Raw genomic sequence first — 26,266 nt, 5'->3', positions numbered from 1 at the left:
GGCGCTCACCGGATCTGCAGGTGGTCGAGGTACGACCGCACGTTGCGGCGGGTCTCGGCCACGCTGTCGCCGCCGAACTTCTCCGCGACCGCGTCGGCCAGGACCAGCGCGACCATGGCCTCGGCGACGATGCCGGCGGCCGGCACGGCGGACACGTCCGAGCGCTGGTGGTGCGCCTGGGCCGCCTCGCCGGTGGTCACGTCGACCGTCCGCAGCGCCCGCGGCACGGTCGCGATCGGCTTCATCGCGGCACGCACCCGCAGCAGCTCACCGGTGGACAGGCCGCCCTCGGTGCCGCCCGCGCGCCCGGAGGTCCGCCGGATGCCCTCGTCGGTCCGCACGATCTCGTCGTGCGCCTGGGAACCCGGCACCCGGGCGAGCTCGAAGCCGTCACCGATCTCGACACCCTTGATCGCCTGGATGCCCATCAGGGCGCCGGCGAGACGGGCGTCCAGCTTGCGGTCCCAGTGCACGTGCGAGCCGAGACCGACCGGAACGCCGTAGGCCAGCACCTCGACCACACCGCCGAGGGTGTCGCCGTCCTTGTGGGCCTGGTCGACCTCCGCGACCATCGCCTTCGAGGTGTCCGCGTCCAGGCAGCGCAGCGGGTCGGCGTCCAGCTTCTCCACGTCGGCCGGCGTGGGGTACACGCCCTGCGGGGCCTTCACGGAGCAGAGCTCGACCACGTGCGAGACGATCTCGATGCCCGCGGTCTCCTTCAGGTAGGAACGGGCCACGGCGCCCAGCGCCACCCGTGCCGCGGTCTCACGGGCCGAGGCGCGCTCCAGGATCGGGCGGGCCTCGTCGAAGCCGTACTTCTGCATGCCCGCCAGGTCGGCGTGGCCGGGCCGGGGCCGGGTCAGCGGCGCGTTGCGGGCGAGCCCGGCCAGCACCTCGGGATCGACCGGGTCGGCCGCCATGACCTGATCCCACTTGGGCCACTCGGTGTTGCCCACCATGATCGCCACCGGGGAACCGAGGCTCAGCCCGTGCCGGACGCCACCCAGGAAGGTGATCTCGTCCCGCTCGAACTTCATCCGCGCACCGCGGCCATAACCGAGCCGTCGCCGTGCCAGGTGGTCCGCCACCATCTCCGTGGTGATCGGCACGCCGGCGGGAAGACCCTCCAGCGTTGCGACCAGTGCCGGACCGTGGGACTCCCCCGCGGTCAGCCAACGCAGCCTGCTCAACGGTGCTCCTCAGTGTTCGCGCCCGGTACTGCCCTCAGTACGCGTGTCCGCGCGTACGGCGACGGCGCGGCCGGGTGCGCGACCCCGGCACGCCACCTACGATCCTCCCACGTCCGGGGCCGGTGTCCGGCCGCCGGTCCAGCAGGCGGACGGTACGGCGGCGGTCAGCGGGCGGCGAGCGCCTTCTCGCCGGCGTGCCGCATGGCCTCCAGCGGGGCCGGGGAGCGGCCGGTCATCTGCTCGACCTGGAGGACGGCCTGGTGGACGAGCAGGTCGAGACCGCTGACCACGGCTCCCCCGAACATGGACCAGCGGGCCGCCAGCTCGGTGGGCCAGGGGTCGTAGAGCACGTCGAAGAGGGTGGTGGGGCGCTCGGGCACGGCGGTGGCGAGGGCGTCGGTCGTACCGGCCGGTGTCGTGGCGATCACCAGCGGGGCCCGCAGGGCCTCGGCCGCGTCCGCCCAGTCCGCGGTGCGTACGTCGACATCCAGCCGCTCGCCCCACTCGCGCATCTCCGCGGCGCGGGCCTCGCTGCGGACGTAGGCGACGACCTCGCCGGTGCAGATCCGGGCCAGCGCGGCCAGCGCGGAGGAGGCGGTGGCGCCGGCGCCGAGGATCGCGGCGGAGCCGACCTCCTCGATCCCGTGCTCGCGCAGGGCGGCGACCATGCCCGGGATGTCGGTGTTGTCGCCGAGGCGGCGCCCGTCGTCGGTGAGGACCACCGTGTTGACCGCGTCGACGGAGGCGGCCGTGTCGCTGATCCCGTCCAGCAGCGGGATGACGGCCCGCTTGAGGGGCATCGTGAGCGACAGCCCCGCCCACTCCGGTCCGAGCTCCTCGAAGAATCCGGGCAGGGCCGCCTCGTCGACCTCGAAGCGGTCGTAGGACCAGTCGGTGAGTCCGAGTTCGTCGTACGCGGCCCGGTGCAGCACCGGGGAGAGGGAGTGGGCGATGGGCGAGCCGAGCACGGCGGCCCGGCGTGTCACAGTCATCAGTTCTTCTTCCGCGACGCGTTCCACTCGTTCACGAGCTTCTCGTGCTCCTCGAGCGTCCTGGTGAACTTGCTGGTCTTGCCGTCCATCGAGATGAAGTAGTACCAGCCGTCGTCGGTCGGGTCGAGCGCGCCCTTGAGCGCCTCCTCGCCGGGGTTGCTGATGGGACCCGGCGGCAGGCCCTTGGAGAAGTACGTGTTGTACGGGTTGTTGTACTTGCGCAGCTCGGCGATGCTCAGGTCGATCTTGCTCTGGTTCTTCACGTAGTTGTACGTGGAGTCGAACTCCAGCCGCCCGTAGGTCTGCGGGTTGTCCGGTTCGAGGCGGTTGTAGACGACCTCGGCCATCTTGCGGAAGTCGTCGTGGCTCGTGCCCTCGGCCTGCACCAGACTCGCCACGGTGAGCAGTTCCCAGGGGCTGTCGAGGCCGAGGACCTTGGCCTTCTTCTCCAGACCCAGTTCCTGGTACGTCGAGGCGGCCTGGGACACCATGTTCTTCAGCACGGCCTCGGGCTCCTGGCCCTTGGTGACCGGGTAGCTGGAGGGGTAGAGGAAACCTTCGAGCGGGTCCTTGAGGTTCGGGTGGTTCAGCGCCCAGGCCGGCAGGCCGAGGTGCTTGTAGTCCTTCTTCGCGACGCGCGCGGTGGTGCCCGCCTTCACGCCGAGCCGTTTGTCGATCATGCTGTAGATCGCGGCGTTGCGCAGCCCCTCGGCGAGGATCAGGTTGCTGCGGCTCTTCGGACTGAGCATCAGCTCCACCGCGCTCGCGGCGGACATCTCCTTCTGGAGGGTGTAGACACCGTCCTGGAGCCCCTTGCCCCGCGGGTTGGCCTGGAGCGCGGAGACGAACGCGGCCGCGCTCTCGACGACCCCCGCCTCCTTCAGCTTCTCGCCGATGGCCCAGCCGCCGGCGCCCTTGGGGATGGTGACCGAGACCTGCTCGCCGTTGCCGCTGCCCGCGTAGTCCGGGGCCGCGCCGAAACGATTTTGGTAGAACTTGTAGCCGAAGTAGCCGACCCCGCCGAGGCCACCGCCGAAGACGAGGACGACCACCATGCAGGCGCACCCGGTGCGCCCTTTCTTCTTCTTGACGGGTTTGCGGCCCTTGCCCTTGCCCCGCTTCTCGCGCCGGCTCTGGAGCTCGTGCTCCTCGTCGTCCTCGCCGCCGTCTCCCGCGAAGAAGGCGTGCTCCTCCTCGTCGGCCGCGGGTTCCGGTTGCGGTTCCGGTTCGGGGCGGCGGCGGCCGGGCGGCACCGGCGGCGGGTAGGCGTCCTCGGTGCCGTAGAGGTCGGGCTGCTGCGCGCCGTACGCCGCGGGCTGCTGGCCGTACGGATCACCGGGATCGGCGGCATAGGGCACCTGGCCGTGGCTGCCGCTGGCGTCCCAGGTGCCCTGGTGGAAGTGCTGCTGCTGAGCGTGACCTGCGTAGTTCTGGTCGTACTGCGGGTGGCCCTGGCCGTCGTAGTGCTGATGCTGCTGCTGGCCGCCGTACCCGGCCTGCTGTTCCTGGTTCCAGTCGCCGTACTGCGGCTGCTGCGGGTAGGGCTGCTGCGGCTGGCCGCCGTAGGCAGGCTGCCGGCCGACGTGCGCCTGCTGCCCTTCCCATCCGCCGTCCCCGTACAACGGGTCCTCCGGATGCCACGGTTCGGAGCCTGGGCCCCGGCCATACTCAGTCATCGATCCCCTAGAGCCGCGAGGCCGACGGACTCGCGGCCGGTGGGCCGGCTTCCGTTCCGCCTCTTGTTGTGCCCCGGCTGTTCGAACACCGGCGCATCGCGCGGAACGTTACCGTATCGCGATCAGATGACCACTTCGACGCCCTCGCCGGGTGCCTGGCCTGACACCCGTTCGGATTCCAGGGCCTGCTGCAGGATGATCACAGCGGCGGCCTGGTCGATGACCGACCGTCCCTTCTTGGACTTCACCCCCGAGGCCCGCAGCCCCTGACTGGCCGTCACGGTCGTCATCCGCTCGTCGACCAGGCGCACCGGCACCGGCCCGATGCCCTTGGCCAACTCCTGTGCGAAGGCACGGACCTTGACGGCGGCCGGGCCCTCGCCCCCCTTGAGGGAGCGAGGGAGGCCGACGACGACCTCGATCGGTTCGTACTCCTCCACCAGCTGCCGCAACCGGCGGTGGGCGGCCGGGACGTCCCGGCCGGGGACGGTCTCGACCGGGGTGGCGAGGATCCCGTCGGGGTCGCACGAGGCGACCCCGATCCGGGCGTCCCCGACGTCGATGGCGAGCCGACGTCCTCTGCGCATCTTCTCGACCGTTTCTTACGTGTCCTACTTGTTCGTACGTGTCCTACTTGGCGGTCTCGGTGACGAGCCGCTCCACGGCGTCCACGGCGTCACCGACGGCGGCCGGGTTCTGGCCGCCGCCCTGGGCGACGTCCGGCTTGCCGCCACCGCCGCCGCCGAGGGTCTTGGCGGCCGTGCGCACCAGGTCACCGGCCTTGAGGCCGCGCTCGCGGGCGGCCTCGTTGGTGGCGATGACGGTCAGCGGCTTGCCGTTGTTGACCGTGAACAGGGCGACCACGGCGGCCCGGCCACCCTGGATGCGGCCGCGCACGTCGAGGACCAGCTTGCGCAGGTCGTCCGGGGTGGTGCCGTCCGGGACCTGTCCGGTGACCAACGCCACACCGCGCACGTCCTTGGCGGACTCGGCGAGACCGCCGGCGGCCTGCAGCACCTTCTCGGCGCGGAACTTCTCGATCTCCTTCTCGGCGTCCTTCAGCTTGCCGAGCATGGCGGAGACCTTCTCCGGCAGCTCCTCGGGGCGGCCCTTGATCAGTTCCTGGAGCTGGGCCACGACCGTGTGCTCACGGGCGAGGAAGTTGTACGCGTCCACGCCGACGAGGGCCTCGATACGGCGGACACCCGAGCCGATGGAGGACTCGCCGAGCAGCTTCACCAGACCCAGCTGGGCGGTGTTGTGCACGTGGGTGCCGCCGCACAGCTCCTTGGAGAAGTCGCCGATGGTGACCACGCGGACGCGCTCGCCGTACTTCTCGCCGAACTCGGCGATCGCGCCCTGCTTCTTGGCCTCGTCGATGCCCATGACCTCGGCGTGCACGTCGAGGTCGCGGGCGAGCACCTCGTTGATCTTCTGCTCGACGTCGGTCATCACGGCCGTCGGGACCGCGGACGGGGAGCCGAAGTCGAAGCGGAAGCGGCCGGGCTGGTTCTCGGAACCGGCCTGAGCGGCCGTCGGGCCGAGGGCGTCGCGCAGCGCCTGGTGGGTCAGGTGGGTGGCCGAGTGGGCGCGGGCGATGGCCGTACGGCGGCGGGCGTCGATGGAGGCGTGGGCCTTGGCGCCGACGGTGACCTCGCCGACCTGGACGACGCCCTTGTGGACGTACACGCCCGGGACCGGCTTCTGGCAGTCGCGGACCTCGATGACGGCACCGGTGTCGACGCGGATCCGGCCGGTGTCGCCGATCTGGCCGCCGCCCTCGGCGTAGAACGGAGTGCGGTCGAGGACGACCTCGACCTCGTCGCCCTCGGAGGCGGCCGGCGAGGAGACGCCGTCGACGAGCAGACCGACGATCGTGGTCTCGCCCTCGGTGTCGCCGTAGCCGATGAAGTCGGTGGCACCGGCGGCGTCGGCGATCTCACGGTAGGCGCCCATGTCGGCGTGCCCGGTCTTCTTGGCCTGGGCGTCGGCCTTGGCGCGCTCCCGCTGCTCCTTCATCAGGCGGCGGAAGCCGTCCTCGTCCACGGCCAGCCCCTGCTCGGCGGCCATCTCCAGGGTGAGGTCGATCGGGAAGCCCCAGGTGTCGTGGAGCAGGAAGGCCTTGTCGCCGGAGAGGACGGTGCCGCCGGACTGCTTGGTCTCGGTGACGGCGGTGTCGAGGATGTTGGTGCCGGCCTTCAGCGTCTTGAGGAAGGCGTTCTCCTCGGCGAGGGCGACCTTCTCGATGCGCTCGCGGTCGGTGATCAGCTCGGGGTACTGCTGGCCCATCATGCCGATCACGGTGTCGATCAGGTCGTGGACGACCGGACCGGTGGCGCCGAGCAGGCGCATGTTGCGGATGGCGCGGCGCATGATGCGGCGCAGGACGTAGCCGCGGCCCTCGTTGCCCGGGGTGACACCGTCGCCGATGAGCATGGTGGCGGTGCGCATGTGGTCGGTGACGACGCGCAGCGACACGTCGGAGTCGTGGGCGTCGCCGTAGCGGACGCCGGTCAGCGCGGTGGCCTTCTCGATGACGGCCATGGAGGTGTCGATCTCGTACATGTTCTGCACGCCCTGCAGAATCATGGCGAGCCGCTCCAGGCCGAGGCCCGTGTCGATGTTCTTGCTCGGCAGTTCCCCGAGGATCTCGAAGTTGTCCTTGCCGATGCCCTCGCCCCGCTCGTACTGCATGAAGACGAGGTTCCAGATCTCCACGTACCGCTCGTCGTTGACGGCCGGGCCGCCCTCGACGCCGAACTCGGGGCCGCGGTCGTAGTTGATCTCGGAGCAGGGGCCGCACGGGCCGGGGACGCCCATGGACCAGTAGTTGTCCTTCATGCCGAGGCGCTGGATGCGCTCCTTCGGCACCCCGACGACCTCGTGCCAGATGCGCTCGGCCTCGTCGTCGTCCTGGTAGACGGTGATCCAGAGCTTCTCCGGCTCCAGGCCGTAACCGCCCTTGTCCTGGGGCGTGGTGAGCAGCTCCCAGGCGTACTTGATGGCGCCTTCCTTGAAGTAGTCGCCGAAGGAGAAGTTGCCGCACATCTGGAAGAACGTGCCGTGGCGCGTGGTCTTGCCGACCTCTTCGATGTCGGGCGTGCGCACGCACTTCTGCACGCTGGTGGCGCGCGCGAAGGGCGGCTTGACCTCACCCAGGAAGTAGGGCTTGAAGGGGACCATGCCGGCGGGGACGAGGAGCAGGGTCGGATCGTCCGCGATGAGCGACGCCGAAGGCACGACGGTGTGCCCGCGCTCCTCGTAGAAGCTCAGCCAGCGGCGGCGAATCTCGGCCGACTCCATCAGTGGTCCTCATTCCGGTTGTACGAGTACGTCGTGTTCTCGATGTACTTCGGGTTGCTGCGGTCGTTCTCGATGGCGGTGTACCGCCGGGGCGCGGGGAGTTCGGGGTCGTCCTGGATGCCGAGGGCCTCCTCCAGCTCGGCCTCCCGCTGCGCCATGTTGTCGCGGACGTCGAGCGCGAAGCCGACCGCGCGGTCCTTCAGGCGCTGCCCCGTCTCCAGTGCCTTGTTCGCCGCGGTCGCGGCGAGGCTCTCCGGGGTGAGCTGCCTGAGCTTGCGGTTGACCTTGGTGGTGGCCCACACACCGGCGGCGACGCCCGTGCTGAACCAGAACGTACGACGGAACATCGCTCGGTCTCAGTCCTTACTTCCGCTTGCGTCGTGCGGCGGGAACCGTGCGGCCCACGATCACGGTACGCCGGGGCGACTTGGCCGGCACGTCCTCCTTGCGGCCGCCCAGCGCACGGCGCACGCCGTACCCGAAGGCCGCGACCTTGACCAGCGGACCGCCGAACGTGGAGGCGACGGTGCCGGCCAGCGCGGAGGCGTTCGACGTGACCTCCTGGACGTCGGAGGCGATCGCGTCGACCCGGTCGATCTGGGTCTGCGCGGAGCGCACGGTCGCGGAGGCGTCGGCGAGCAACGGGACGGCCTGGTCGGTCACATCCGCCACGAGCTTGGTGGTCGCCTTGAGCGTCTGGGCCAGCCTCGCCAGTGCGACGGCGAGGAAGGAGACCAGGATCGCCCAGAAGACGGCCACCAGGATCCCGGCCACCTCTCCACCGGACACTGTGCGCACCCACTCCCTCAAACGTGCCTGAGCATCGAAAAAGTCGTGGCCCCGAGCCTATCGCGCCGGGGCCGGGGCTCCGTACCGGATTCCCCGGTGCCGCGCACGCGGTCGCGGGAAGCGATTGTACGGAATGAACACACTTCAGTACGCTCCGTGTCCCATGCGAGGTCCTCAGAGCCCCGGCCCCTGGACGGACGCCGATCCGCCCCTCGAACTGACCGCGTTCGTCGGGCGTTCGACCGAGCTCGCCGCGCTGGCGGCGGCGCTCGACGGGGCCCGGCTGGTGACGGTGACCGGGGTCGGCGGCGTCGGCAAGTCCCGGCTGGCCGTGCGGGCGGCGGCGCGGTGGGCGGCCGCCGCCCCGGCGGACGGCGCGGTCTGGGGACGGGTCGAACTGGCGCCGGTGCGGGATCCGCAGTTCGTGGAGTACGCGGTCCTGGAGGCGCTGGGGCTGACCGACCACACCGCCCGGACCCCCCGCCAGGTGCTGCTGGAGCATCTCGCCGGCCGCCGGGTCCTGCTGGTGCTGGACGGGTACGAGCACCTGGTGGAGGCCTGCGCCGGGCTGACGGCGGAGCTGCTGCGCCGCCTGCCGGAGCTGCGGGTGCTGGCCGCGGGCCGGCGTCCGCTCGCGCTGGCCGGCGAGCGGTTGTTCCCGCTGGCCCCGCTGGGCACGGACGAGGCGGCGGAGCTGTTCACCGGCCGGGCCCGGGAACAGGGGCTTCGGGTGACCGACGGCCCCGAGGTGCGGGAGCTGTGCCGGCGCCTCGAGGGGATCCCGCTGGCGCTGGAGCTGGCGGCGGGGCGGTTGCGGGCCCTGTCCCCGGCCCAGCTGCTCCAGCGGCTCGACGACCGGTTCCGGCTGCTGACCGGCGGCGGCCGGGACGCGCTGCCCCGGCACCAGACGCTGCGCACCGCGATCGGCTGGAGCCACGAGCTGTGCACGCCCGCCGAACGGCTGCTGTGGGCCCGGCTGTCGGTGTTCGCGCAGACCTTCGACCTGGAGGCGGCCGAGTACGTGTGCAGCGGGGACGGACTGGCCGCCGAGGACGTGCTGGACGTCCTGTCGGAGCTGCTCGCCCAGTCCGTGGTCGCCCGCGAGGAGACCTCGACGGGCCCCCGCTACCGGATGCTGGACACCGTGCGTGCCTACGGCGCCGACTGGCTGGAGGCGATGGGGGACGCGGTCCGGCTGCGCCGACGGCATCGCGACTGGTACGTGGGCCTGGCGACCTGGTGCGAGCTGGAGTGGTTCTCGCCCCGTCAGCGGGAGGTGGCCGCTCGGGTCGACGCGGAGCTGCCCAATCTGCGGGCCGCGCTGGAGTTCTGCCTGACCGAGCCGGAGGAGGCGCATCTCGGACAGTACCTGGCGGGTTCGCTGTGGTTCTGCTGGGTGGGCTGCGGGCGGCTGGCGGAGGGGCGCCGCTGGCTGGAGCGCAGCGTGGAGCTGGACTCGGAGTACGAGCAGTCGCGGCTCAAGGCGCTGTGGGTGCTGGGCTACGTGGCGATCCTCCAGGGCGACACCGTGCCCGCGTTCCAGGCGCTGCGGGAGTGCCGCGAGCAGGCGGAGCGGTCGGCCGACGCGACGGCGGCGGCCTACGCGGAGCACCGCTCCGGCTGCCTGGCCCTGGTCACGGACGACATGGCCCGCGCGGAGACGCTGCTGCGGTCGGCGCTGGACCGCTACCAGGAGATCGGGGAGCTCAACAGCAATGTGCTGATGGGCCAGGTGGAGCTGGCGATGACCCGGGCCTTCCAGGGGGACCTGGCGGACGCGGTGCGGCTGTGCGAGGACGTGCGCCGGGTGTGCGAGGACCACGGGGAGCGCTGGGCGCGGTCGTACGCGCTCTACGTACTGGCGTACGCGGCCTGGCTGGACGGCGACGCCGGGCGGGCGCGGGAGCAGCTGGCGGACTGCCTGCGCCATGTGCACGCCTTCCACGACCTGCTGGGCTCGGTGCTGGCGATCGAGTTGCTGGCGCTGGTGACGGCCTCCCAGGGCGACCCGGCGGAGGCGGCGGTGCTGCAGGGCGCGGCAGCCGGGATGTGGCCGTCCGTGGGGCTGCCGCTGTTCGGCTCGGCGTACTTCAACGCCCCGCACGAGCAGTGCGAGGCGGCCGCCCGGCAGGCTCTGGGGGACGCGCGGTACGAGGAGTGCGTGAAGGTGGGGGCGCGGCTGGGCCGTGAGGCGGCCGTGGCCCGGGCGCTGCGGCACGACGGGGTACGGCCGCTGGGCGCCCTGCCGGCTCCGCGGGGGCCCGTGGACCAGGGGTGCGCGGAGTCCGGAAAACGCGAACCCGCCGCCTCCCCCACCCGGAAGGGCGGGGAGACGGCGGGCTGAGGCCTACGCCGTGACCGGGGTCAGCGGGCGTAGTACTCGACGACGAGCTGCTCGTCGCAGATCACCGGGATCTCCTTGCGGTTCGGCTCGCGGTCCAGGCGGAACGCCAGGGCCTTGAGGTTCACCTGGAGGTAGCGCGGGGTCTCACCCTCGGGGGCGAAGCCACCCTCACGAGCGATCGTGAAGAGCGTCTTCTCCTTGGAGCGGTCGCGGACCTGCACGACGTCGTCCGGACGGACACGGAAGGACGGCTTGTCGACCTTCTGGCCGTTGACCTGGATGTGGCCGTGCACGACCATCTGACGGGCCTGGTAGATCGTGCGGGCGATGCCCGAACGCAGGACCAGCGCGTCGAGACGGCGCTCGAGCTCGATGATCAGGGCCTCACCGGTCTTGCCCTGGACCTTGGAGGCACGCTCGTAGGCGCGGACGAGCTGGCGCTCGGACACGTCGTACTGCGCGCGCAGACGCTGCTTCTCCAGCAGACGGACCTTGTAGTCCGAGTTCTGCTTGCGGCCACGGCCGTGCTCGCCCGGCGGGTAGGGACGGGCCTCGAAGTACTTGACGGCCTTCGGGGTCAGCGCGATGCCGAGGGCACGCGACTTCTTGACCTTGGGGCGGGACTGGTTCGCCACTTGTTTTCCTTTTCCTTTTCGGCTGCCTCAGGGTTACGGGAGGTCGCATCCGCAGCCGGGGAATTCCCGACAGGTCCACGCGGGACGTGTCAGGCAGCCGCTCCCCTGATCTGGGCACATACGTGCAGCACACGAACGGCCCACCGACCGGTCCCGGAACTCCGGGTGGTGGTGGGCTGCCCGCGACACCTACGACGGTGCGCGACGCTCCTGGATCGAAAGATCCGGCTGGATGTCCCGCCTGAGGCGCCGACCGAAGCCGGACACGGGACGCAGCACTCCGACGGATTCTACAGGGTGCTCATGACCGCTTGCGACCGAGGTGGTTCCTCGTCCACTCCACCGCGTCCGCGTAGCGGGCCTCGGCACCGTGCCGGGTCGGGGCGTAGTACGCGCGGTCCTTGAGGGCGTCGGGGGCGTACTGCTGCTCGGCGATGCCCTCGGGCAGGTCGTGCGGGTACACGTACCCCTGCGCGTGGCCGAGCTTGGCGGCCCCCTTGTAGTGGCCGTCGCGCAGGTGGGGCGGGACCGGGCCGGCCAGTCCCTTGCGCACGTCCTCCAGCGCGGCACCGATCGCGGTGGTCGCCGAGTTGGACTTGGGGGCGAGCGCCAGGGCGATGGTCGCGTGGCTGAGGGTGAGCGCGGCCTCGGGGAAGCCGATCATGGCGACGGCCTGGGCCGCGGCCACGGCGATGGGCAGGGCGTTCGGGTCGGCCAGGCCGATGTCCTCGCTGGCGGAGATCATCAGGCGGCGGGCGATGAACCGGGGGTCCTCGCCGGCCTCGATCATGCGGGCCAGGTAGTGCAGGGCCGCGTCGACGTCGGAGCCGCGGATGGACTTGATGAGGGCGCTGGCGACGTCGTAGTGCTGGTCGCCGTCGCGGTCGTACTTCACGGCGGCGCGGTCGACCGTCTGCTCCAGCGTCGCGAGGCCGATCTCGGACTCGCCCTGGTCCAGGGCGGCCCCCGCGGCGGCCTCCAGGGCCGTCAGGGCACGGCGGGCGTCGCCGCCGGCGATCCGGAGCAGGTGGGCCTCGGTGTCCTCGGGGAGGGCGACCGCGTCCTTGAGGCCGCGCTCGTCGCTCAGCGCGCGTCTCAGCAGGCCGCGGACGTCGTCGTCGGTGAGCGGTTCGAGGGTGAGGAGCAGGGAGCGGGAGAGCAGCGGGGAGATCACCGAGAAGTACGGGTTCTCCGTGGTGGCCGCGATCAGCGTCACCCAGCGGTTCTCGACGGCGGGCAGGAGGGAGTCCTGCTGGGCCTTGCTGAAGCGGTGGATCTCGTCGAGGAAGAGGACGGTCTCCCTGCCGAAACCGCCGGTGGCGCGGCGTGCGCCGTCGATGACCGCGCGGACCTCCTTGACGCCCGCGGTGATCGCGGACAGCTCCACGAACCGCTTGTTGGTGGCCTTGGAGACGACGTACGCGAGGGTCGTCTTGCCGGTGCCGGGCGGGCCCCAGAGGATCACGGAGGACGGTCCGGCCGGGCCGCCGTCGCTCTCGCCGACCAGCCGGCGCAGCGGCGAGCCGGGCTTGAGGAGATGCTGCTGGCCCACGACCTCGTCGAGCGTGCGCGGGCGCATGCGGACCGCCAGGGGACTCGCTGCCGGGTCCTTCTCCTGGCGTTCTTCTGCTGCGGCGGTGAAGAGGTCGGGTTCCACGCTGAAACCCTAAATCACCCCACCGACAATCCCTCCGGGGCCCGGGAGCGGGCGCCTCAGCTGGTCCAGAAGTCCCACCAGCGCGTGAGGACCAGCATGCCGATGATGCCGACGTGCAGCACGGGCACGACCCAGGTGAACTCGCCGAAGAAGCTCTTCAGCCAGCGCGGGGCCGGCAGGAAGTCGTTGCGGATGTTGAACGAGGTCACGTACCAGAACATGGTGATCGTCGCGACCCATGCCAGCGAGCACCACAGGCACAGGGCGTTGATCCGGTACAGGGACTGGAACTGCAGCCAGGTGCAGAAGGCGACGCCGAAGAGGCAGCCGACGTTGAAGGTCAGCCAGTACCAGCGCGGGAACCGGGCGCGGGCCAGCAGACTCATGCCGACGCAGACGACGATGCCGTAGGCGACGAGGCCGAGCATCGGGTTCGGGAAGCCGAACGCCGCGGCCTGCTTGCTCTCCATGACGTTGCCGCAGGAGACGACCGGGTTGAGGCTGCACCCGGGGGTGAAGGTCTTGCCCGCGACCTTGGCCTCGAGGAGCTTGAACTTGTCGATCGTGATGACCCACGCGGCCAGCAGTCCGGCCGCGCCGGTGATCACCAGCAGCAGGGCGAAGGCGCGACTGCCGCCCGCCGTGCGCGGGGCGTCGGCGGCACGCTCGGGACCGGGCTCGGTGGAGACGTCTTTCACTGTCGTCTTGCTCATCACGCCGATTCCGTCACTTGAGAGTTGGACCATCTTCGGGCAGGGCCATTGTGCCGCACAGCCTGGTGTGTCCACCGTTCGGTGAACATAAGGAGGTACGCACGGCGGTCACGGACCGTTCGGTTCCGGCCGCCCCCGAGAGGCCGTGACCGCGGGTGGGCGGCCGGAATCCCGGCCGGGCCCCCGCGACGGCGCCCCTTGCGCGGACGTCTCTTTCGGGGATCGTCCGGCAGGGCGAACACGGGGCCGCCGAGTTGACGACGGGTACGGGAAAGGGGCGCCGGGAAGACCCGGCGCCCCTCGGTGACCCGTCGCTCAGCCGAGCCGTGACTCCAGTTCCGCGACGATCTCGTTGACGCCGATCGCCGCCTGCTCGCCGGACTCCATGTCCTTGAGCTGGACGACGCCGTCGGCGAGGTCGCGCTCGCCCGCGACGATCGTGTAGCGGGCGCCGCTGCGGTTGGCGTTCTTCATGGCGCCCTTCAGGCCCTTGGCGCCGTAGGAGAAGTCCGCCGCGATGCCGACCTTGCGCAGCTCGGTGACCTTCGCGAACAGGACCCGGCGGGCCTCCTCGCCGAGCGGCACGGCGAAGACGCTGGTGGCGGCGGGGATGTCCAGCTCGACGCCCTCGGCCTCCAGGGCCAGCACCGTGCGGTCCACCCCGAGGGCCCAGCCGACGGACGGCAGCGCGGGGCCGCCGATCATCTCGGCCAGGCCGTCGTAGCGGCCGCCGCCGCCCACGGCGGACTGGGAGCCCAGGCCGTCGTGCACGAACTCGAAGGTGGTGCGGGTGTAGTAGTCCAGGCCGCGCACCAGCTTCGGGTCGTCCTCGAAGGCCACGCCCGCCGCCGTGATCAGATCACGGACCTCCTCGTGGTACGCCTTGCAGGCGTCGCACAGGTAGTCCCGCAGCAGCGGGGCGCCGGTGAGCTGCTTCTGCACCGACTCGCGCTTGTCGTCGAGGACGCGCAGCGGGTTGATCTCCGAGCGGCGGAGGGTGTCCTCGTCCAGGTCGAGCCCCCGCAGGAACTCCTGGAGCGCGGCGCGGTACACCGGCCGGCACTCCTGGTCGCCCAGCGAGTTCAGCAGGATGCGGAAGTCGCGCAGGCCCAGCGTGCGGTACGCCTGGTCGGCCAGGATGATCAGCTCGGCGTCGAGCGCCGGGTCCTCCGCGCCGATCGCCTCGGCGCCCACCTGGGAGAAGTGCCTGTAACGGCCCTTCTGGGGGCGCTCGTAGCGGTAGTAGGAGCCGGAGTACCAGAGCTTGACCGGGAGGTTGCCCGCCTTGTGCAGGTTGGCCTCCAGGGCCGCGCGCAGTACGGACGCGGTGCCCTCGGGGCGCAGGGCCAGCCGGTCGCCGCCCTTGGTCTCGAAGGCGTACATCTCCTTGGTCACGATGTCGGTGGACTCGCCGACACCGCGCGCGAAGAGCTCGACGTTCTCGAATCCGGGCGTCTCGATGTAGCCGTAGCCGGAGTTGCGCAGCGGCGCGGCGATCGCCTCACGCACCGCGAGGTACTTGGCCGAATCCGGCGGGATCAGGTCGTAGGTGCCCTTGGGGGCCTTGAAGGTGCTCACGGAAGCTCTCGTCACATTCCTCGTCGGGGAGCGTCGACATCCGCTCCCGGGCCCGCGGCCACCTGCCGCAGATACGGGTTGGTGGCGCGCTCCTGGCCGATGGTCGTCTGGGGGCCGTGGCCGGACAGCACCACGGTCGAGTCGTCGAGCGGCAGGCACACGCGGGCCAGCGAGTCGAGCATCTCGGCCATGTCACCGCCGGGCAGGTCGGTGCGTCCGATGGAGCCGGCGAAGAGCAGATCCCCGGAGAAGAAGACCGACGGGATGTCGCTCGACTCGGGCATCCGGAACGTCACCGACCCCTTGGTATGGCCCGGCGCGTGCGCGACGGAGAACTCCAGGCCCGCGAGCGACAGCCGCGCGCCGTCGGTCAGCTCCTTGACGTCGTCCGGCTCCCCCACGGTCAGCTCGCCCATGAGCGGCATGCCGATGGACCGGCCGAGCGCCTTCTCGGGGTCGGTCATCATGAACCGGTCCTCGAGGTGGATCCAGGCCGGTACGTCGTGGGCACCGCACACGGGGACGACCGAGGCGACGTGGTCGATGTGTCCGTGGGTGAGGACGACGGCGACGGGCTTGAGCCGATGCTTCTTCAGCGCTTCCTCGACGCCTTCGGCGGCCTGGTGGCCGGGGTCGATGATCACGCACTCCTCACCGGCGGCGGGGGCGACGAGATAGCAGTTCGTCCCCCAGGCCCCGGCGGGGAACCCGGCAATGAGCACGATCGTCCTTCGTTGTGTCGATTACAGGCGGCTTCAGCTGCGTCAGAGCCTACCGGCGCTGCCGTTTACTCAGCGAACCCATATACGGTACGGGGCTACACGCAGCGATCGGCTCAGCAGGACGCACGCGTGCCGCCCGACACACGACGCATGAGGAGAGAACCCGGTGGTCACCCAGGAGCAGCGGCGGCGTCAGCTCGCCCGGGAGAAGTTCTTGCGGCAGCAGCAGCGGCGCACCCAGGCGCGGCGCAAGGCCAACCTGCGCAACTCCGTGATCGCGTCGGTGCTGGGCGTGGTCGTGATCGGCAGCGTCGCCCTGTACACGACCGGGGTGATGAAGGACGACGACGGCGGCAAGGCCAACGCCAGTGCCGAGGTCACCCCCAGCGCCGCGCCGACGAGCAAGGCCCCGGACCCGTGCGCCAAGCCGGCGGCGGGCTCGGTGAAGAAGCTCAGCTGGAAGAAGGAGCCGGCGATGTCGATCGACACGTCGGCGAAGTACACGATGAAGCTCGCGACGACGTGCGGTGACATCGGCGTCGACCTGAAGACGTCGGCGGCCCCGCACACGGTGAACTCGTTCGCCTTCCTCGCCGGGCAGGGCTACTTCGACCACACCAAGTGCCACCGGCTCACCCCGCAGGACATCTTCGTGCTCCAGTGCGGCGACCCGCAGGGCAGCGGCATGGGCGGTCCCGGCTACACGCTCCCGGACGAGAACCTCAAGGACAAGAGCCTGAAGAGCAACACGTACCCGGCGGGCACGGTGGCGATGGCCAACACCGGCCAGAAGCACACCGGCGGCAGCCAGTTCTTCCTCGTCTACAAGGACAGCCCGCTGCCGCCCCAGTACACCCCGTTCGGCACGATCGACGCGGCGGGCATGAAGGTGCTGAAGAAGATCGCCGACGCGGGCGCGCAGGCGGCCGACCCGACCACGGGGAACACCGCGCCGAACGCGACCGTGGTGATCAACAAGGCGACCGTCACCAAGTCCTGACGTCACCGTGGCCCGGGAACGGCGGGCTGCGCAATTTTCGGTCGTGCTGGATGCGGACAGGCAACCCGCTGGTCGCCTATGTTGGCCGTGACGAAACTGTGGACGATGCCCGGGGGTGCTGAGGCCCCCGCAGGCATCATGTGGAGGAGGCGCTGTGAGCAGCGACCCGTGGGGCCGCGTCGACGAGACGGGGACCGTGTACGTGCGTACGGCCGACGGCGAGCAGGTCGTCGGATCCTGGGCGGCCGGCTCCCCTGAGGAGGCGCTTGCCTACTTCGAGCGCAAGTACGAGGGCCTGGTTGTCGAGATCGGCCTCCTCGAGAAGCGAGTCCAGACCACCGACCTGTCGGCGAAGGACGCCCAGACGGCGATCGACCACCTGCGTGAGCAGGTGGAGGCGCACCACGCGGTCGGCGACCTGGACTCGCTGCGCAAGCGGCTGGACAAGCTCGTCCAGACCGTCGAGGCGCGCCGTGAGGAGCGCAAGCAGCAGCGGGCCAAGCAGTCCGACGAGGCCAGGAGGGCCAAGGAGGAGCTGGTCGCCGAGGCGGAGGAGCTTGCGCAGTCCGACCAGTGGCGGGTGGCCGGTGAGCGGCTGCGGGCCCTGGTGGACACGTGGAAGGGCCTGCCGCGTCTGGACCGCAAGTCCGACGACGAGCTGTGGCACCGCTTCTCGCACGCCCGGTCGGCGTTCTCCAAGCGCCGCAAGGGACACTTCGCGCAGCTCGACGCGCAGCGCGAGGACGCCCGCCGGATCAAGGAGCGGCTGGTCGCCGAGGCCGAGGCGCTGTCCGGCTCCACGGACTGGGGTCCGACGGCGGCCCGGTACCGCGAGCTGATGGCGGACTGGAAGGCCGCCGGCCGCGCCCAGCGCGAGCACGAGGACGACCTGTGGAACCGCTTCCGCGGCGCCCAGGACGTCTTCTTCGCCGCCCGCAGCTCGGTGTTCGCCGAGCGGGACGCGGAGCAGGCGGAGAACCTGAAGCTGAAGGAGGAGCTGGCCGAGGAGGCCGAGAAGCTCCTCCCGATCTCGGACCTCAAGGGCTCCCGGGCCGCCTTCCGCTCGATCAACGAGCGCTGGGAGGCCATCGGCCACGTCCCGCGGGACGCGCGCCCGAAGGTCGAGGGCCGGATGCACGCGGTCGAGCGGGCGATCCAGGAGGCCGAGGAGGCCGAGTGGCGCCGGACGAACCCGGAGGCGCGTGCGCGTGCCGAGGGTCTGACCGGGCAGCTCCAGGCCGCCGTGGACAAGCTGCGGGGACAGATCGAGCAGGCGCGCGCCCAGGGCAACAACTCCCGGGCCGACAAGCTGGAGCGGGAGCTGGAAGGCCGCCAGGCGCTGCTGGACCAGGCCCTGAAGGGCCTGCAGGAGTTCGGCGGCTGAACCGTTCGCCGGCTGTGTGAAAGGGCCCCGTACGACCGTACGGGGCCCTTTCGCACGTCCGTCGGCGACTACGACCGGCTGCGTCCGGAGGTCACGCGGTAGACGTCGTAGACGCCCTCGACACCGCGTACGGCCTTCAGGACGTGGCCGAGGTGCTTGGGGTCGCCCATCTCGAAGGTGAACCGGGAGGTGGCCACCCGGTCGCGGGAGGTCTGGACGGCCGCCGACAGGATGTTGACGTGCTGGTCGGACAGGACGCGCGTGACGTCCGACAGCAGCCGGGAGCGGTCCAGGGCCTCGACCTGGATGGCGACCAGGAAGACCGAGGACTGGGTGGGCGCCCACTCGACGTCGAGGATGCGCTCGGGCTCGCGGGACAGCGAGTCGACGTTGACGCAGTCGCTGCGGTGGACCGACACACCGCTGCCGCGCGTGACGAAGCCGATGATCGGGTCTCCGGGCACGGGCGTGCAGCAGCGGGCCAGCTTGACCCACACGTCGTCGACGCCCTTGACCACGACGCCGGGGTCGGCGCTGGAGCGGCGCTTGCGGCCGCGGCTGCGGGACGGCGGGACCGCCTCGTCGATCTCCTCGGTGGCCGCCTCCTCGCCGCCGAGCGCCTGGACCAGCTTCTGCACGATGTTCGGCGCGGAGACATGGCCCTCGCCGATCGCCGCGTACAGCGCGGAGATGTCCGAGTAGCGCATCTCGTGCGCGAGCGTGACGAGCGAGTCGCCGGTGAGGATGCGCTGGATCGGCAGGTTCTGCTTGCGCATGGCGCGGACGATGGCGTCCTTGCCCTGCTCGATCGCCTCGTCGCGGCGCTCCTTGGAGAACCAGGCGCGGATCTTGTTGCGCGCGCGGGGCGACTTGACGAAGCCGAGCCAGTCGCGGGACGGGCCGGCGCCGGGCGCCTTGGAGGTGAAGACCTCGACCAGGTCGCCGTTGTCCAGGGTGGACTCCAGCGGGACGAGGCGGCCGTTGACCCGTGCTCCTATGGTGCGGTGGCCGACCTCGGTGTGGACGGCGTACGCGAAGTCGACCGGGGTCGCCCCGGCGGGCAGCGCGATGACGTCGCCCTTGGGGGTGAAGACGAAGACCTCGTTGCGCGACAGGTCGAAGCGCAGGGACTCCAGGAACTCCCCGGGGTCCTCGGTCTCCTTCTGCCAGTCCAGCAGCTGCCGCAGCCACGCCATGTCGTTGATGGCGTCCTTGTCCTTGCCGGCCTTCGGCACGTCGGTGCGGACCTTCGAGGCGCCGGCGACGGCCTCCTGCTTGTACTTCCAGTGCGCGGCGATGCCGTACTCGGCGCGGCGGTGCATGTCGAAGGTGCGGATCTGCAGCTCGACCGGCTTGCCGTTGGGCCCGATGACCGTCGTGTGCAGCGACTGGTACATGTTGAACTTGGGCATCGCGATGTAGTCCTTGAACCGGCCGGGGACCGGGTTCCATCGCGCGTGCACCGTGCCGAGGGCGGCGTAGCAGTCGCGGACCGTGTCGACGAGGACGCGGATGCCCACCAGGTCGTAGATCTCGGCGAAGTCGCGGCCCCGCACGATCATCTTCTGGTAGACGCTGTAGTAGTGCTTCGGGCGGCCGGTGACGGTCGCCTTGATCCGGGCGGCGCGCAGGTCGGCCTGCACCTCGTCGGTCACTATGGCCAGGTACTCGTCACGCTTCGGTGCCCTTTCGGCCACCAGCCGGACGATTTCGTCGTACATCTTGGGGTAGAGGATCGCGAACGCGAGGTCCTCCAGCTCCCACTTGATGGTGTTCATGCCCAGGCGATGGGCGAGCGGCGCGTAGATCTCCAGGGTCTCGCGCGCCTTCTTCTCCTGCTTCTCGCGCTTCAGGTAGCGCATGGTGCGCATGTTGTGGAGGCGGTCGGCGAGCTTGATGACCAGGACGCGCGGGTCCTTGGCCATCGCCACGACCATCTTGCGCACGGTCTCGGCCTGGGCCGCCTCGCCGAACTTGACCTTGTCCAGCTTGGTCACGCCGTCGACGAGCAGGGCGACGACGTCGCCGAAGTCGCGGCGCAGGTCCTCCAGGCCGTACTCGGTGTCCTCGACGGTGTCGTGCAGCAGCCCCGCCATGAGGGTGGCCGGGTCCATGCCCAGCTCGGCGAGGATGGTGGTGACGGCGAGGGGATGCGTGATGTACGGGTCGCCGCTCTTGCGCTTCTGGCCGCGGTGCCAGCGCTCGGCGACCTGGTAGGCGCGCTCGATCTGGCGGAGCGTCGCGTTCTCGATCTTGGGGTCGTTGCTGCGGACTATCCGCAGGAGCGGTTCCAGGACCGGGTTGTAGGGGTTCGCGCGCTGGACGCCCAGGCGGGCGAGGCGGGCGCGGACGCGGTTCGACGAGCCGCTGCGGGCCGGCGGGGTGGCGGGCTGGCGCACCACGGGCGGCTGTGCCGGGCGCTCCGCCGCGGCTGCCCCGGACCGGGTGCTCTCGGGAGCGGGGGCGGGCTTGGGACGCGAGGCCTCGGCGCTCTTCTCGACGGGCGCGGACTGGGCGTGCTCGACCGGCCCGCGGGTGTCGTTCTTCGCGTGGGGCGCGTTGGGCGCGGGCTTGGCCGCGGCTGCCGAGGCGGACTCGGGCTTGGCGGCGGTCAGGTGCTGGGCCTCGTCTGGCAAGAGGACTCCTCGTGCGCGATCCGGGTCCCCCGGTCAGGCTCCGGAGATCCCATGGTAGCGATCCTGCGCGTGGTCATCGCCCGCAGGCGGCTCTGAGGACCGACTACCCCTGCAACACGGGAGGCTCCCGTGGGATTCCGGGGAGGTGTCCCGGGGCGTCCCGCGAGGGTGCGGCGGATGCCGGTACGGCGCTGTGCCGGGCCGGGTCCGGTGACGCGAGCGGCCGCCCCGGTGGTACCGGGGCGGCCGCCGCTGCGCTGTCGCTCGCTTCAGACCTGGAGCAGTGCCTCGACCGGTGCCCCGTCCAGGACCGGCTCCAGGCGGGCGCGCCCGCTCAGGAAGCCCAGTTCCATCAGGACGGCGACGCCACAGACCTCGGCGCCGGCACGGTGGATGAGCTGGACCGCGGCCTCGGCGGTACCGCCGGTGGCCAGGACGTCGTCCACGATCAGCACGCGGTCGCCGGGGGCCAGGTCCTCGGCGTGCACCTCGATCTCGGCGGAGCCGTACTCGAGGTCGTACGCCTGCCGGAGGGTGGCCCCGGGCAGCTTGCCGGCCTTGCGGACCGGGATGAAGCCCAGGCCCGCGCGGACGGCGACCGGCGCGCCGAGGATGAAGCCGCGGGCCTCCAGTCCGACGACCTTGGTCGCGCCGGTGCCGGCGGCGATCTCGGCCAGGGTGTCGGTGAGGGCCGTGAACGCGGCCGGGTCGGCCAGCAGCGGGGTGATGTCCTTGAACATCACGCCCGGCTCCGGGTAGTCGGCGACGTCACGGATGCGGCTGAGCAGCAGCTCCTTGATGTCGGTCACCGGCGCTTCCCCGGCGTCCGGCCACGGCCCCGGTTGCGGGACGCGGGCTGGTTGCGCGGGCCGACGACGGCGGGAGTGGCGTCCTCGGCGTCGTCACCGGTGGAACGCTCCTCGGTGAGGTCGTCCTCCGTGGTCGCCTGGGCGCGCTTGGCCAGGACCCGCTTCTTGAGCGCCCTCATCGCCGGCTCGCGCTCCTTGAGGTCGGCGACGAGCGGGGTGGCGATGAAGATCGACGAGTACGCACCGGCCGCGAGACCCACGAACAGCGACAGCGAGATGTCGTTCAGCGTGCCGGCGCCGAGGAAGCCGCCGCCGATGAAGAGCAGGCCGGCCACCGGCAGCAGCGCGACGACCGTGGTGTTGATGGAGCGGACCAGGGTGCCGTTGATCGACCGGTTGGCGATCTCGCTGTAGGTGAAGCGGGTCTGCTTGGTGATGTCCTTCGTCTGCTCCTTGAGGCTGTCGAAGACGACGACCGTGTCGTAGAGCGAGTAACCGAGGATGGTCAGCAGACCGATGACCGTGCCGGGCGTGACCTCGAAGCCGACGAGCGCGTAGATACCGGTCGTGATCGTGATGTCGTGGATCAGCGCGACCAGGGCCGCGACCGCCATGCGCCACTCGAAGGCGATCGCCAGGTAGATCACGACAAGGACCATGAAGATCGCCAGGCCCTCCCAGGCCTTGTTGGCGACCTGCTCGCCCCAGCTCGGGCCGACCAGGTCGGCGGCGAGCTTCTCGGGGTCGAGGTTCAGGTCCTTGGCCAGCTCCTGCTTGACCTTGTCGGACTGGTCGGTGTCGATGCCGGCGATCTGGATGCGCAGGCTGCCGTTGCCCAGCTTCTGCACGATCGCCTCGTGGCCGGAGGCGTCCGTGGCGTACTGCTCGGCCTGGGCCACCGAGGCGCTCATCTTGGTGGGCGTCGTGAAGACCGCGCCGCCCTGGAACTCGATGCCCATGTTCAGGCCGCGCACCGCGAGGCCCAGGATGGCCGTGATGGTGATCAGGATGGAGACGCCGTACCAGATCTTGCGCTTGCCGACGAAGTCGTACGAGATCTCACCGCGGTGCAGTCGAGCGCCGAGGCTGCCGAGTTTCGACATGGCTCAGGCCTCCTTCGGGTCGACGGGGCCGGCGGCGGGACCACCGGGACGGCGGGTGCGGCGCAGCGGCGGCTTGGCGCCCAGGCCCTTGGGGTCGAGTCCGGACCACTTGTGGCCGTTCGCGAAGAACTTGCGGCGGGCCAGGAGTGTCATCAGCGGCTTGGTGAACAGGAAGACCACGACGACGTCGAGCAGGGTGGTCAGACCCAGGGTGAACGCGAAGCCCTGGACCTTGCCGACGGTGACGATGAACAGCACCGCGGCGGCGAGGAACGACACGAAGTCGGAGACCAGGATGGTGCGCCGGGCGCGCGGCCAGGCCCGCTCGACGGCGGGGCGCAGCGTACGGCCTTCGCGGATCTCGTCCCGGATGCGCTCGAAGTACACGATGAACGAGTCCGCGGTGATACCGATGGCGACGATGGCACCGCAGACGGCCGGGAGGTTCAGCGCGAAGCCGATGGCCGGGCCGAGCAGCGCCATGATCACGTAGGTGAGGATCGCGGAGACCAGGAGGGAGGCCATGGCGACGAGCGACAGGCCGCGGTAGTAGATCACCAGGTAGAGCACGACCAGCGCGAGGCCGATCGCGCCCGCGAGCAGACCGGCGTGCAGCTGCTCGCCGCCGAGCGCGGCGGTCACCGTGGTGACGGTGTCCTCCTTGAAGGACAGCGGCAGCGCGCCGTACGACAGCATGTTGGCGAGGCTCTGCGCCTCCTCCTGCTTGAAGCTGCCGGAGATCTCCGCCTGGCCGCCGGTGATGGCCTGCTGCACGAACGGGCTGGAGACGACCTCGCCGTCGAGGACGATGCCGAACTCGTTCTGCGGCTGCTGGTTCTTGGCCAGTTGACCGGTGATGTCGGCGAACTTGTCGGCGCCGCTCTTGGTGAAGGTCATCTGGACCTGCCAGCCGGCGGCGCCCTGGGTGTCGAAGACGGCCTGCGCCTTCTTCACCTCGGTGCCGTCCACGGCGGCGGGGCCGAGCACGTACTTGTACCAGGTGCCGTTGATCTCGCCGCAGGCCACGGTGGGCTCGCTCGGCTTGGCGTTCTTGCCGGCGGCCGCGCGGGTGGCGGGCTTGGAGCAGTCCAGGGCCGCGTACTGGGCCTGGAGCTTGGCGGCCTCGGCGCTGGCACTGGCGGAGGCCGAGGGGGTGCCGGACGGCTTGGCGCCGCCCGACGCGGAACCGCTCGGCGAGGGGGTCGAGTCGGCCTTCAGCGCGTCGCTGACGGCGCGGCCCTGAGAGGTCGCCGTGGCCGTCGGGGACCCGGAGCCGGACGAGGAGGCCTTCTGGCCGGAGGAGCCGCTCGCCGACGGGCTCGCGTTCGGCTTCGGCGAGGAGCTGCCGCTGGAGGTGGCGCTCGGCGAGGGGCTCTTCGCGGCGCCCGCGCTGGGCTCGCTGGCCAGGACGGGCCGGAAGTACAGCTTGGCGGTGGTGCCGACCTGCTGCTGGGCTTCCTTGGAGTTGGTGCCCTTGGGGATGTTGACGATGATGTTGTCGGTCCCCTGGGTCTGCACCTCCGCCTCGGAGACGCCCAGGCCGTTGACACGGCGGTTCATGATGTCGACCGCGGTGTCCATGTTGGCCTTGTTGATCGCGGACCCCTGGTCGGCCTTCGCCTTGAGCGTGATGCTCGTACCACCGGCGAGGTCGATGCCGAGACGCGGAGTCTTGTGCCCGGAGAGGAACATGCCTCCGGTCAGCGCCACGATGGCGATCAGGATGAGGGCCAGCGAGCGCCCTGGCTTGCTCTGGGCGCTCGCGCTCCGGCCCCTCTTAGGTGCTGCCACCTTCTCGTACTCCCTCTCGGGCCGCCCCGCGCCCGGTCGGCGCGGTCGGCCATGACATGGTGTCGGGCTCCCGTGCGAAACAGACGCGCCCGGGGTGCGCGGGGCGGGGTGCCGCCGCCGCGCGTCCCGGGGCGTGACTACTTCGCGTCGGAGTCGCCGTCGGTCTTCTTCGGCTCGTCCTCCGCCTTGGCGTCGGCGGCCTGGGCCGCTTCGGCCTTGTCCTCGGCGGCCTGGATGGCGTCGTCCCCGCGCTCGGCGGCGTCCTTCTTACCGAGCTCGATCTTCTCGTCGGCGGCGGCAGCGGCGGCGGGCCCGTCGGTCTCGTCGCTCTCGGTGAGGGAGGAGGCGTCGTCGGGGACGACGGAGGCGTCGGACTTCAGGTCGTGCTCGATGCCGTGCACGATGCGGTTGTACTCGTCGTCGGTGAGCACGGCACCGATGGCGTTCTTGGCGAAGAGGAGGTCGACGCCCGGTCCGGCGTCGAGGAGGACGGTGTCCTCGTTGACCTCCTTGACCGTCGCGTACATCCCCCCGATGGTGCGGACACCGGATCCGGGCTGCATCTCGTTCCGCATGGAGGCGGCCTGCTGCTGCTTCTTCTTGGCCGAGCGCGTCATCAGGAACATGGCCGCGATGAGCACGATGAAGGGGAGAAGGGTAAAGGCATTCACGGGACGGGGTTTCCTTCGCGCGACCGCGACGGAGAGCGGCCTGTTGACGGGGGTGTGGGTCGGCGCCACCCGCAAGGGCGGCATCGGCGGAGTCTAAGCGAGTCCGCGCGCATGGAACAACGCTCAGCATGGCACCTGGGTTCCTGCTCAGGCCAATGCCCTCGCCGTCACGAAGCGATCACATCGCCCTCACGCCCCGAACAGGTCCCCTTGTCCGTTTCCCGTCGTCGCGGACCTGGGCGGGGTCAGCCCGAGGTGCGCCCAGGCGGCGGGCGTGCCCACACGGCCGCGCGGGGTGCGGGCCAGCAGTCCCTCCCGGACCAGGAACGGTTCGGCGACCTCCTCGACGGTCTCCCGCTCCTCCCCCACCGCGACGGCGAGGGTGGACAGGCCGACGGGGCCGCCGCCGAACAGCTTGAGCAGAGCCTCCAGCACGGCGCGGTCGAGCCGGTCGAGTCCGCGCGCGTCGACCTCGTACACGGCGAGGGCGGCCGCCGCGATCTCGCGGGTGATCACGCCGTCCGCCTTGACCTGCGCGTAGTCGCGGACGCGGCGCAGCAGACGGTTGGCGATACGGGGCGTGCCGCGGGAGCGGCCGGCGATCTCGGCGGCGCCGTCCGGCTCGATCTCGACGTCGAGCAGGTGCGCCGAGCGGTGCACGACGCGCTCCAGCTCGTGCGGTTCGTAGAACTCCATGTGCGCGGTGAAGCCGAAGCGGTCGCGCAGCGGGGGCGGCAGCAGACCCGCCCGGGTCGTGGCGCCGACCAGGGTGAACGGCGGCAGCTCCAGCGGGATGGCGGTGGCACCGGGGCCCTTGCCGACGATCACGTCGACGCGGAAGTCCTCCATCGCCATGTACAGCATCTCCTCGGCGGGCCGGGACATGCGGTGGATCTCGTCGAGGAAGAGGACCTCGCCCTCCTGGAGGGAGGAGAGGATGGCGGCGAGGTCGCCGGCGTGCTGGATGGCGGGGCCCGAGGTGATGCGGATGGGGGCGCCCATCTCGGCCGCGATGATCATCGACAGGGTGGTCTTGCCGAGGCCCGGCGCGCCGGAGAGCAGCACGTGGTCGGCGGTGGCGCCACGCGCGCGTGCGGCGCGCAGGACGAGGTCGAGCTGCTCGCGGACCTTCTCCTGGCCGATGAACTCGCCGAGGTCCTTGGGGCGCAGGGCGGCCTCGACGGCCTGGTCCTCCCGGTCGGCGACGGAGCCCACCAGCCGCTCCTCGGCGGGGGTGTCGGTCGGGTCGTGCCGGTTCACGGAGATCTCCTAG

Annotated in this window: 21 protein-coding genes; 3 read left to right on the top strand and 18 right to left on the bottom strand. The window is 70.9% G+C overall.

From position 1 onward, the window contains the following. Positions 1 to 5: 5 nt before the first annotated feature. The 7 genes from aroC to ACF08B_RS27050 form a co-directional block, all read right to left on the bottom strand. Positions 6 to 1,190: a chorismate synthase gene (gene aroC / locus ACF08B_RS27080; protein ID WP_392319781.1), complete on the bottom strand. Its 1,185-nt coding sequence runs from the start codon at positions 1,188 to 1,190 to the stop codon at positions 6 to 8. Positions 1,191 to 1,354: 164 nt separating this feature from the next. Continuing rightward, positions 1,355 to 2,182: a shikimate dehydrogenase gene (locus ACF08B_RS27075; RefSeq protein WP_392319780.1), complete on the bottom strand. Its 828-nt coding sequence runs from the start codon at positions 2,180 to 2,182 to the stop codon at positions 1,355 to 1,357. Further along, on the bottom strand, positions 2,182 to 3,858 hold the full coding sequence (mltG, locus tag ACF08B_RS27070) for an endolytic transglycosylase MltG (RefSeq protein ID WP_392319779.1): 1,677 nt from the start codon (positions 3,856 to 3,858) through the stop codon (positions 2,182 to 2,184). Before mltG ends, ACF08B_RS27075 begins: the two co-directional genes overlap by 1 nt. A 122-nt stretch (positions 3,859 to 3,980) precedes the next feature. Then, positions 3,981 to 4,445: a Holliday junction resolvase RuvX gene (gene ruvX / locus ACF08B_RS27065; RefSeq protein WP_093695739.1), complete on the bottom strand. Its 465-nt coding sequence runs from the start codon at positions 4,443 to 4,445 to the stop codon at positions 3,981 to 3,983. Positions 4,446 to 4,488: 43 nt separating this feature from the next. Continuing rightward, on the bottom strand, positions 4,489 to 7,161 hold the full coding sequence (gene alaS / locus ACF08B_RS27060) for an alanine--tRNA ligase (protein WP_392319778.1): 2,673 nt from the start codon (positions 7,159 to 7,161) through the stop codon (positions 4,489 to 4,491). Next, positions 7,161 to 7,508 carry a hypothetical protein gene (locus ACF08B_RS27055; RefSeq protein ID WP_093479182.1) on the bottom strand — a complete coding sequence of 116 codons (348 nt, stop codon included), beginning with the start codon at positions 7,506 to 7,508 and terminating at the stop codon, positions 7,161 to 7,163. Before ACF08B_RS27055 ends, alaS begins: the two co-directional genes overlap by 1 nt. A gap of 16 nt (positions 7,509 to 7,524) precedes the next feature. Further along, the gene (locus tag ACF08B_RS27050; RefSeq protein WP_093479181.1) at positions 7,525 to 7,959 is read right to left on the bottom strand and encodes a DUF948 domain-containing protein; all 435 of its coding nucleotides are present in this window, start codon (positions 7,957 to 7,959) and stop codon (positions 7,525 to 7,527) included. A 154-nt stretch (positions 7,960 to 8,113) separates the two neighbouring features. Here ACF08B_RS27050 and ACF08B_RS27045 point away from each other — a divergent pair, with 154 nt between their 5' ends. Beyond that, positions 8,114 to 10,294, top strand: coding sequence for an ATP-binding protein (locus ACF08B_RS27045; protein ID WP_392319777.1), 2,181 nt, complete (start codon positions 8,114 to 8,116; stop codon positions 10,292 to 10,294). Positions 10,295 to 10,314: 20 nt separating this feature from the next. Here ACF08B_RS27045 and rpsD read toward each other — a convergent pair whose 3' ends face one another. From rpsD to ACF08B_RS27020, 5 genes are all read right to left on the bottom strand, one after another. Further along, positions 10,315 to 10,929, bottom strand: a complete 615-nt coding sequence (gene rpsD / locus ACF08B_RS27040) for a 30S ribosomal protein S4 (protein WP_018570215.1) — start codon at positions 10,927 to 10,929, stop codon at positions 10,315 to 10,317. Positions 10,930 to 11,230: 301 nt separating this feature from the next. Further along, positions 11,231 to 12,586, bottom strand: coding sequence for a replication-associated recombination protein A (locus ACF08B_RS27035; RefSeq protein ID WP_392319776.1), 1,356 nt, complete (start codon positions 12,584 to 12,586; stop codon positions 11,231 to 11,233). A 56-nt stretch (positions 12,587 to 12,642) separates the two neighbouring features. Continuing rightward, on the bottom strand, positions 12,643 to 13,299 hold the full coding sequence (locus tag ACF08B_RS27030; RefSeq protein ID WP_392319775.1) for a vitamin K epoxide reductase family protein: 657 nt from the start codon (positions 13,297 to 13,299) through the stop codon (positions 12,643 to 12,645). A gap of 315 nt (positions 13,300 to 13,614) precedes the next feature. Further along, a complete protein-coding gene (gene hisS, locus ACF08B_RS27025) occupies positions 13,615 to 14,877 on the bottom strand; it encodes a histidine--tRNA ligase (protein ID WP_392319774.1) in 1,263 nt (420 codons plus the stop codon). Between the two features lie 11 nt (positions 14,878 to 14,888). Next, on the bottom strand, positions 14,889 to 15,599 hold the full coding sequence (locus ACF08B_RS27020; protein ID WP_392319773.1) for an MBL fold metallo-hydrolase: 711 nt from the start codon (positions 15,597 to 15,599) through the stop codon (positions 14,889 to 14,891). A 166-nt stretch (positions 15,600 to 15,765) separates the two neighbouring features. Between ACF08B_RS27020 and ACF08B_RS27015 the strand changes: the two genes are divergently transcribed. Then, positions 15,766 to 16,599: a peptidylprolyl isomerase gene (locus ACF08B_RS27015; RefSeq protein WP_093479175.1), complete on the top strand. Its 834-nt coding sequence runs from the start codon at positions 15,766 to 15,768 to the stop codon at positions 16,597 to 16,599. Between the two features lie 154 nt (positions 16,600 to 16,753). After that, positions 16,754 to 17,983, top strand: coding sequence for a DUF349 domain-containing protein (locus ACF08B_RS27010; RefSeq protein ID WP_392319772.1), 1,230 nt, complete (start codon positions 16,754 to 16,756; stop codon positions 17,981 to 17,983). Between the two features lie 68 nt (positions 17,984 to 18,051). On the opposite strand, the gene ACF08B_RS27005 is transcribed toward ACF08B_RS27010, so the two are convergent. From ACF08B_RS27005 to ruvB, 6 genes are all read right to left on the bottom strand, one after another. Then, positions 18,052 to 20,619: a RelA/SpoT family protein gene (locus ACF08B_RS27005; protein WP_392319771.1), complete on the bottom strand. Its 2,568-nt coding sequence runs from the start codon at positions 20,617 to 20,619 to the stop codon at positions 18,052 to 18,054. Between the two features lie 269 nt (positions 20,620 to 20,888). Beyond that, entirely contained in the window at positions 20,889 to 21,428 is a 540-nt protein-coding gene (locus tag ACF08B_RS27000) for an adenine phosphoribosyltransferase (RefSeq protein ID WP_073899448.1), read from the bottom strand. Further along, the gene (gene secF, locus ACF08B_RS26995) at positions 21,425 to 22,531 is read right to left on the bottom strand and encodes a protein translocase subunit SecF (RefSeq protein ID WP_392319770.1); all 1,107 of its coding nucleotides are present in this window, start codon (positions 22,529 to 22,531) and stop codon (positions 21,425 to 21,427) included. Before secF ends, ACF08B_RS27000 begins: the two co-directional genes overlap by 4 nt. A gap of 3 nt (positions 22,532 to 22,534) precedes the next feature. Next, positions 22,535 to 24,322: a protein translocase subunit SecD gene (secD, locus tag ACF08B_RS26990; protein ID WP_392319769.1), complete on the bottom strand. Its 1,788-nt coding sequence runs from the start codon at positions 24,320 to 24,322 to the stop codon at positions 22,535 to 22,537. A gap of 137 nt (positions 24,323 to 24,459) precedes the next feature. Beyond that, positions 24,460 to 24,993, bottom strand: a complete 534-nt coding sequence (gene yajC, locus ACF08B_RS26985) for a preprotein translocase subunit YajC (RefSeq protein ID WP_093479169.1) — start codon at positions 24,991 to 24,993, stop codon at positions 24,460 to 24,462. Between the two features lie 189 nt (positions 24,994 to 25,182). Then, positions 25,183 to 26,253, bottom strand: coding sequence for a Holliday junction branch migration DNA helicase RuvB (gene ruvB, locus ACF08B_RS26980; RefSeq protein WP_073899458.1), 1,071 nt, complete (start codon positions 26,251 to 26,253; stop codon positions 25,183 to 25,185). Between the last annotated feature and the right edge of the window lie 13 nt (positions 26,254 to 26,266).

Source organism: Streptomyces sp. NPDC015139 (assembly GCF_043079785.1).
GTDB lineage: Bacteria > Actinomycetota > Actinomycetes > Streptomycetales > Streptomycetaceae > Streptomyces > Streptomyces albidocamelliae.
The sequence above is the reverse complement of the archived record's forward strand: the minus strand, read 5'-3'. Positions and strand labels throughout refer to the sequence as shown.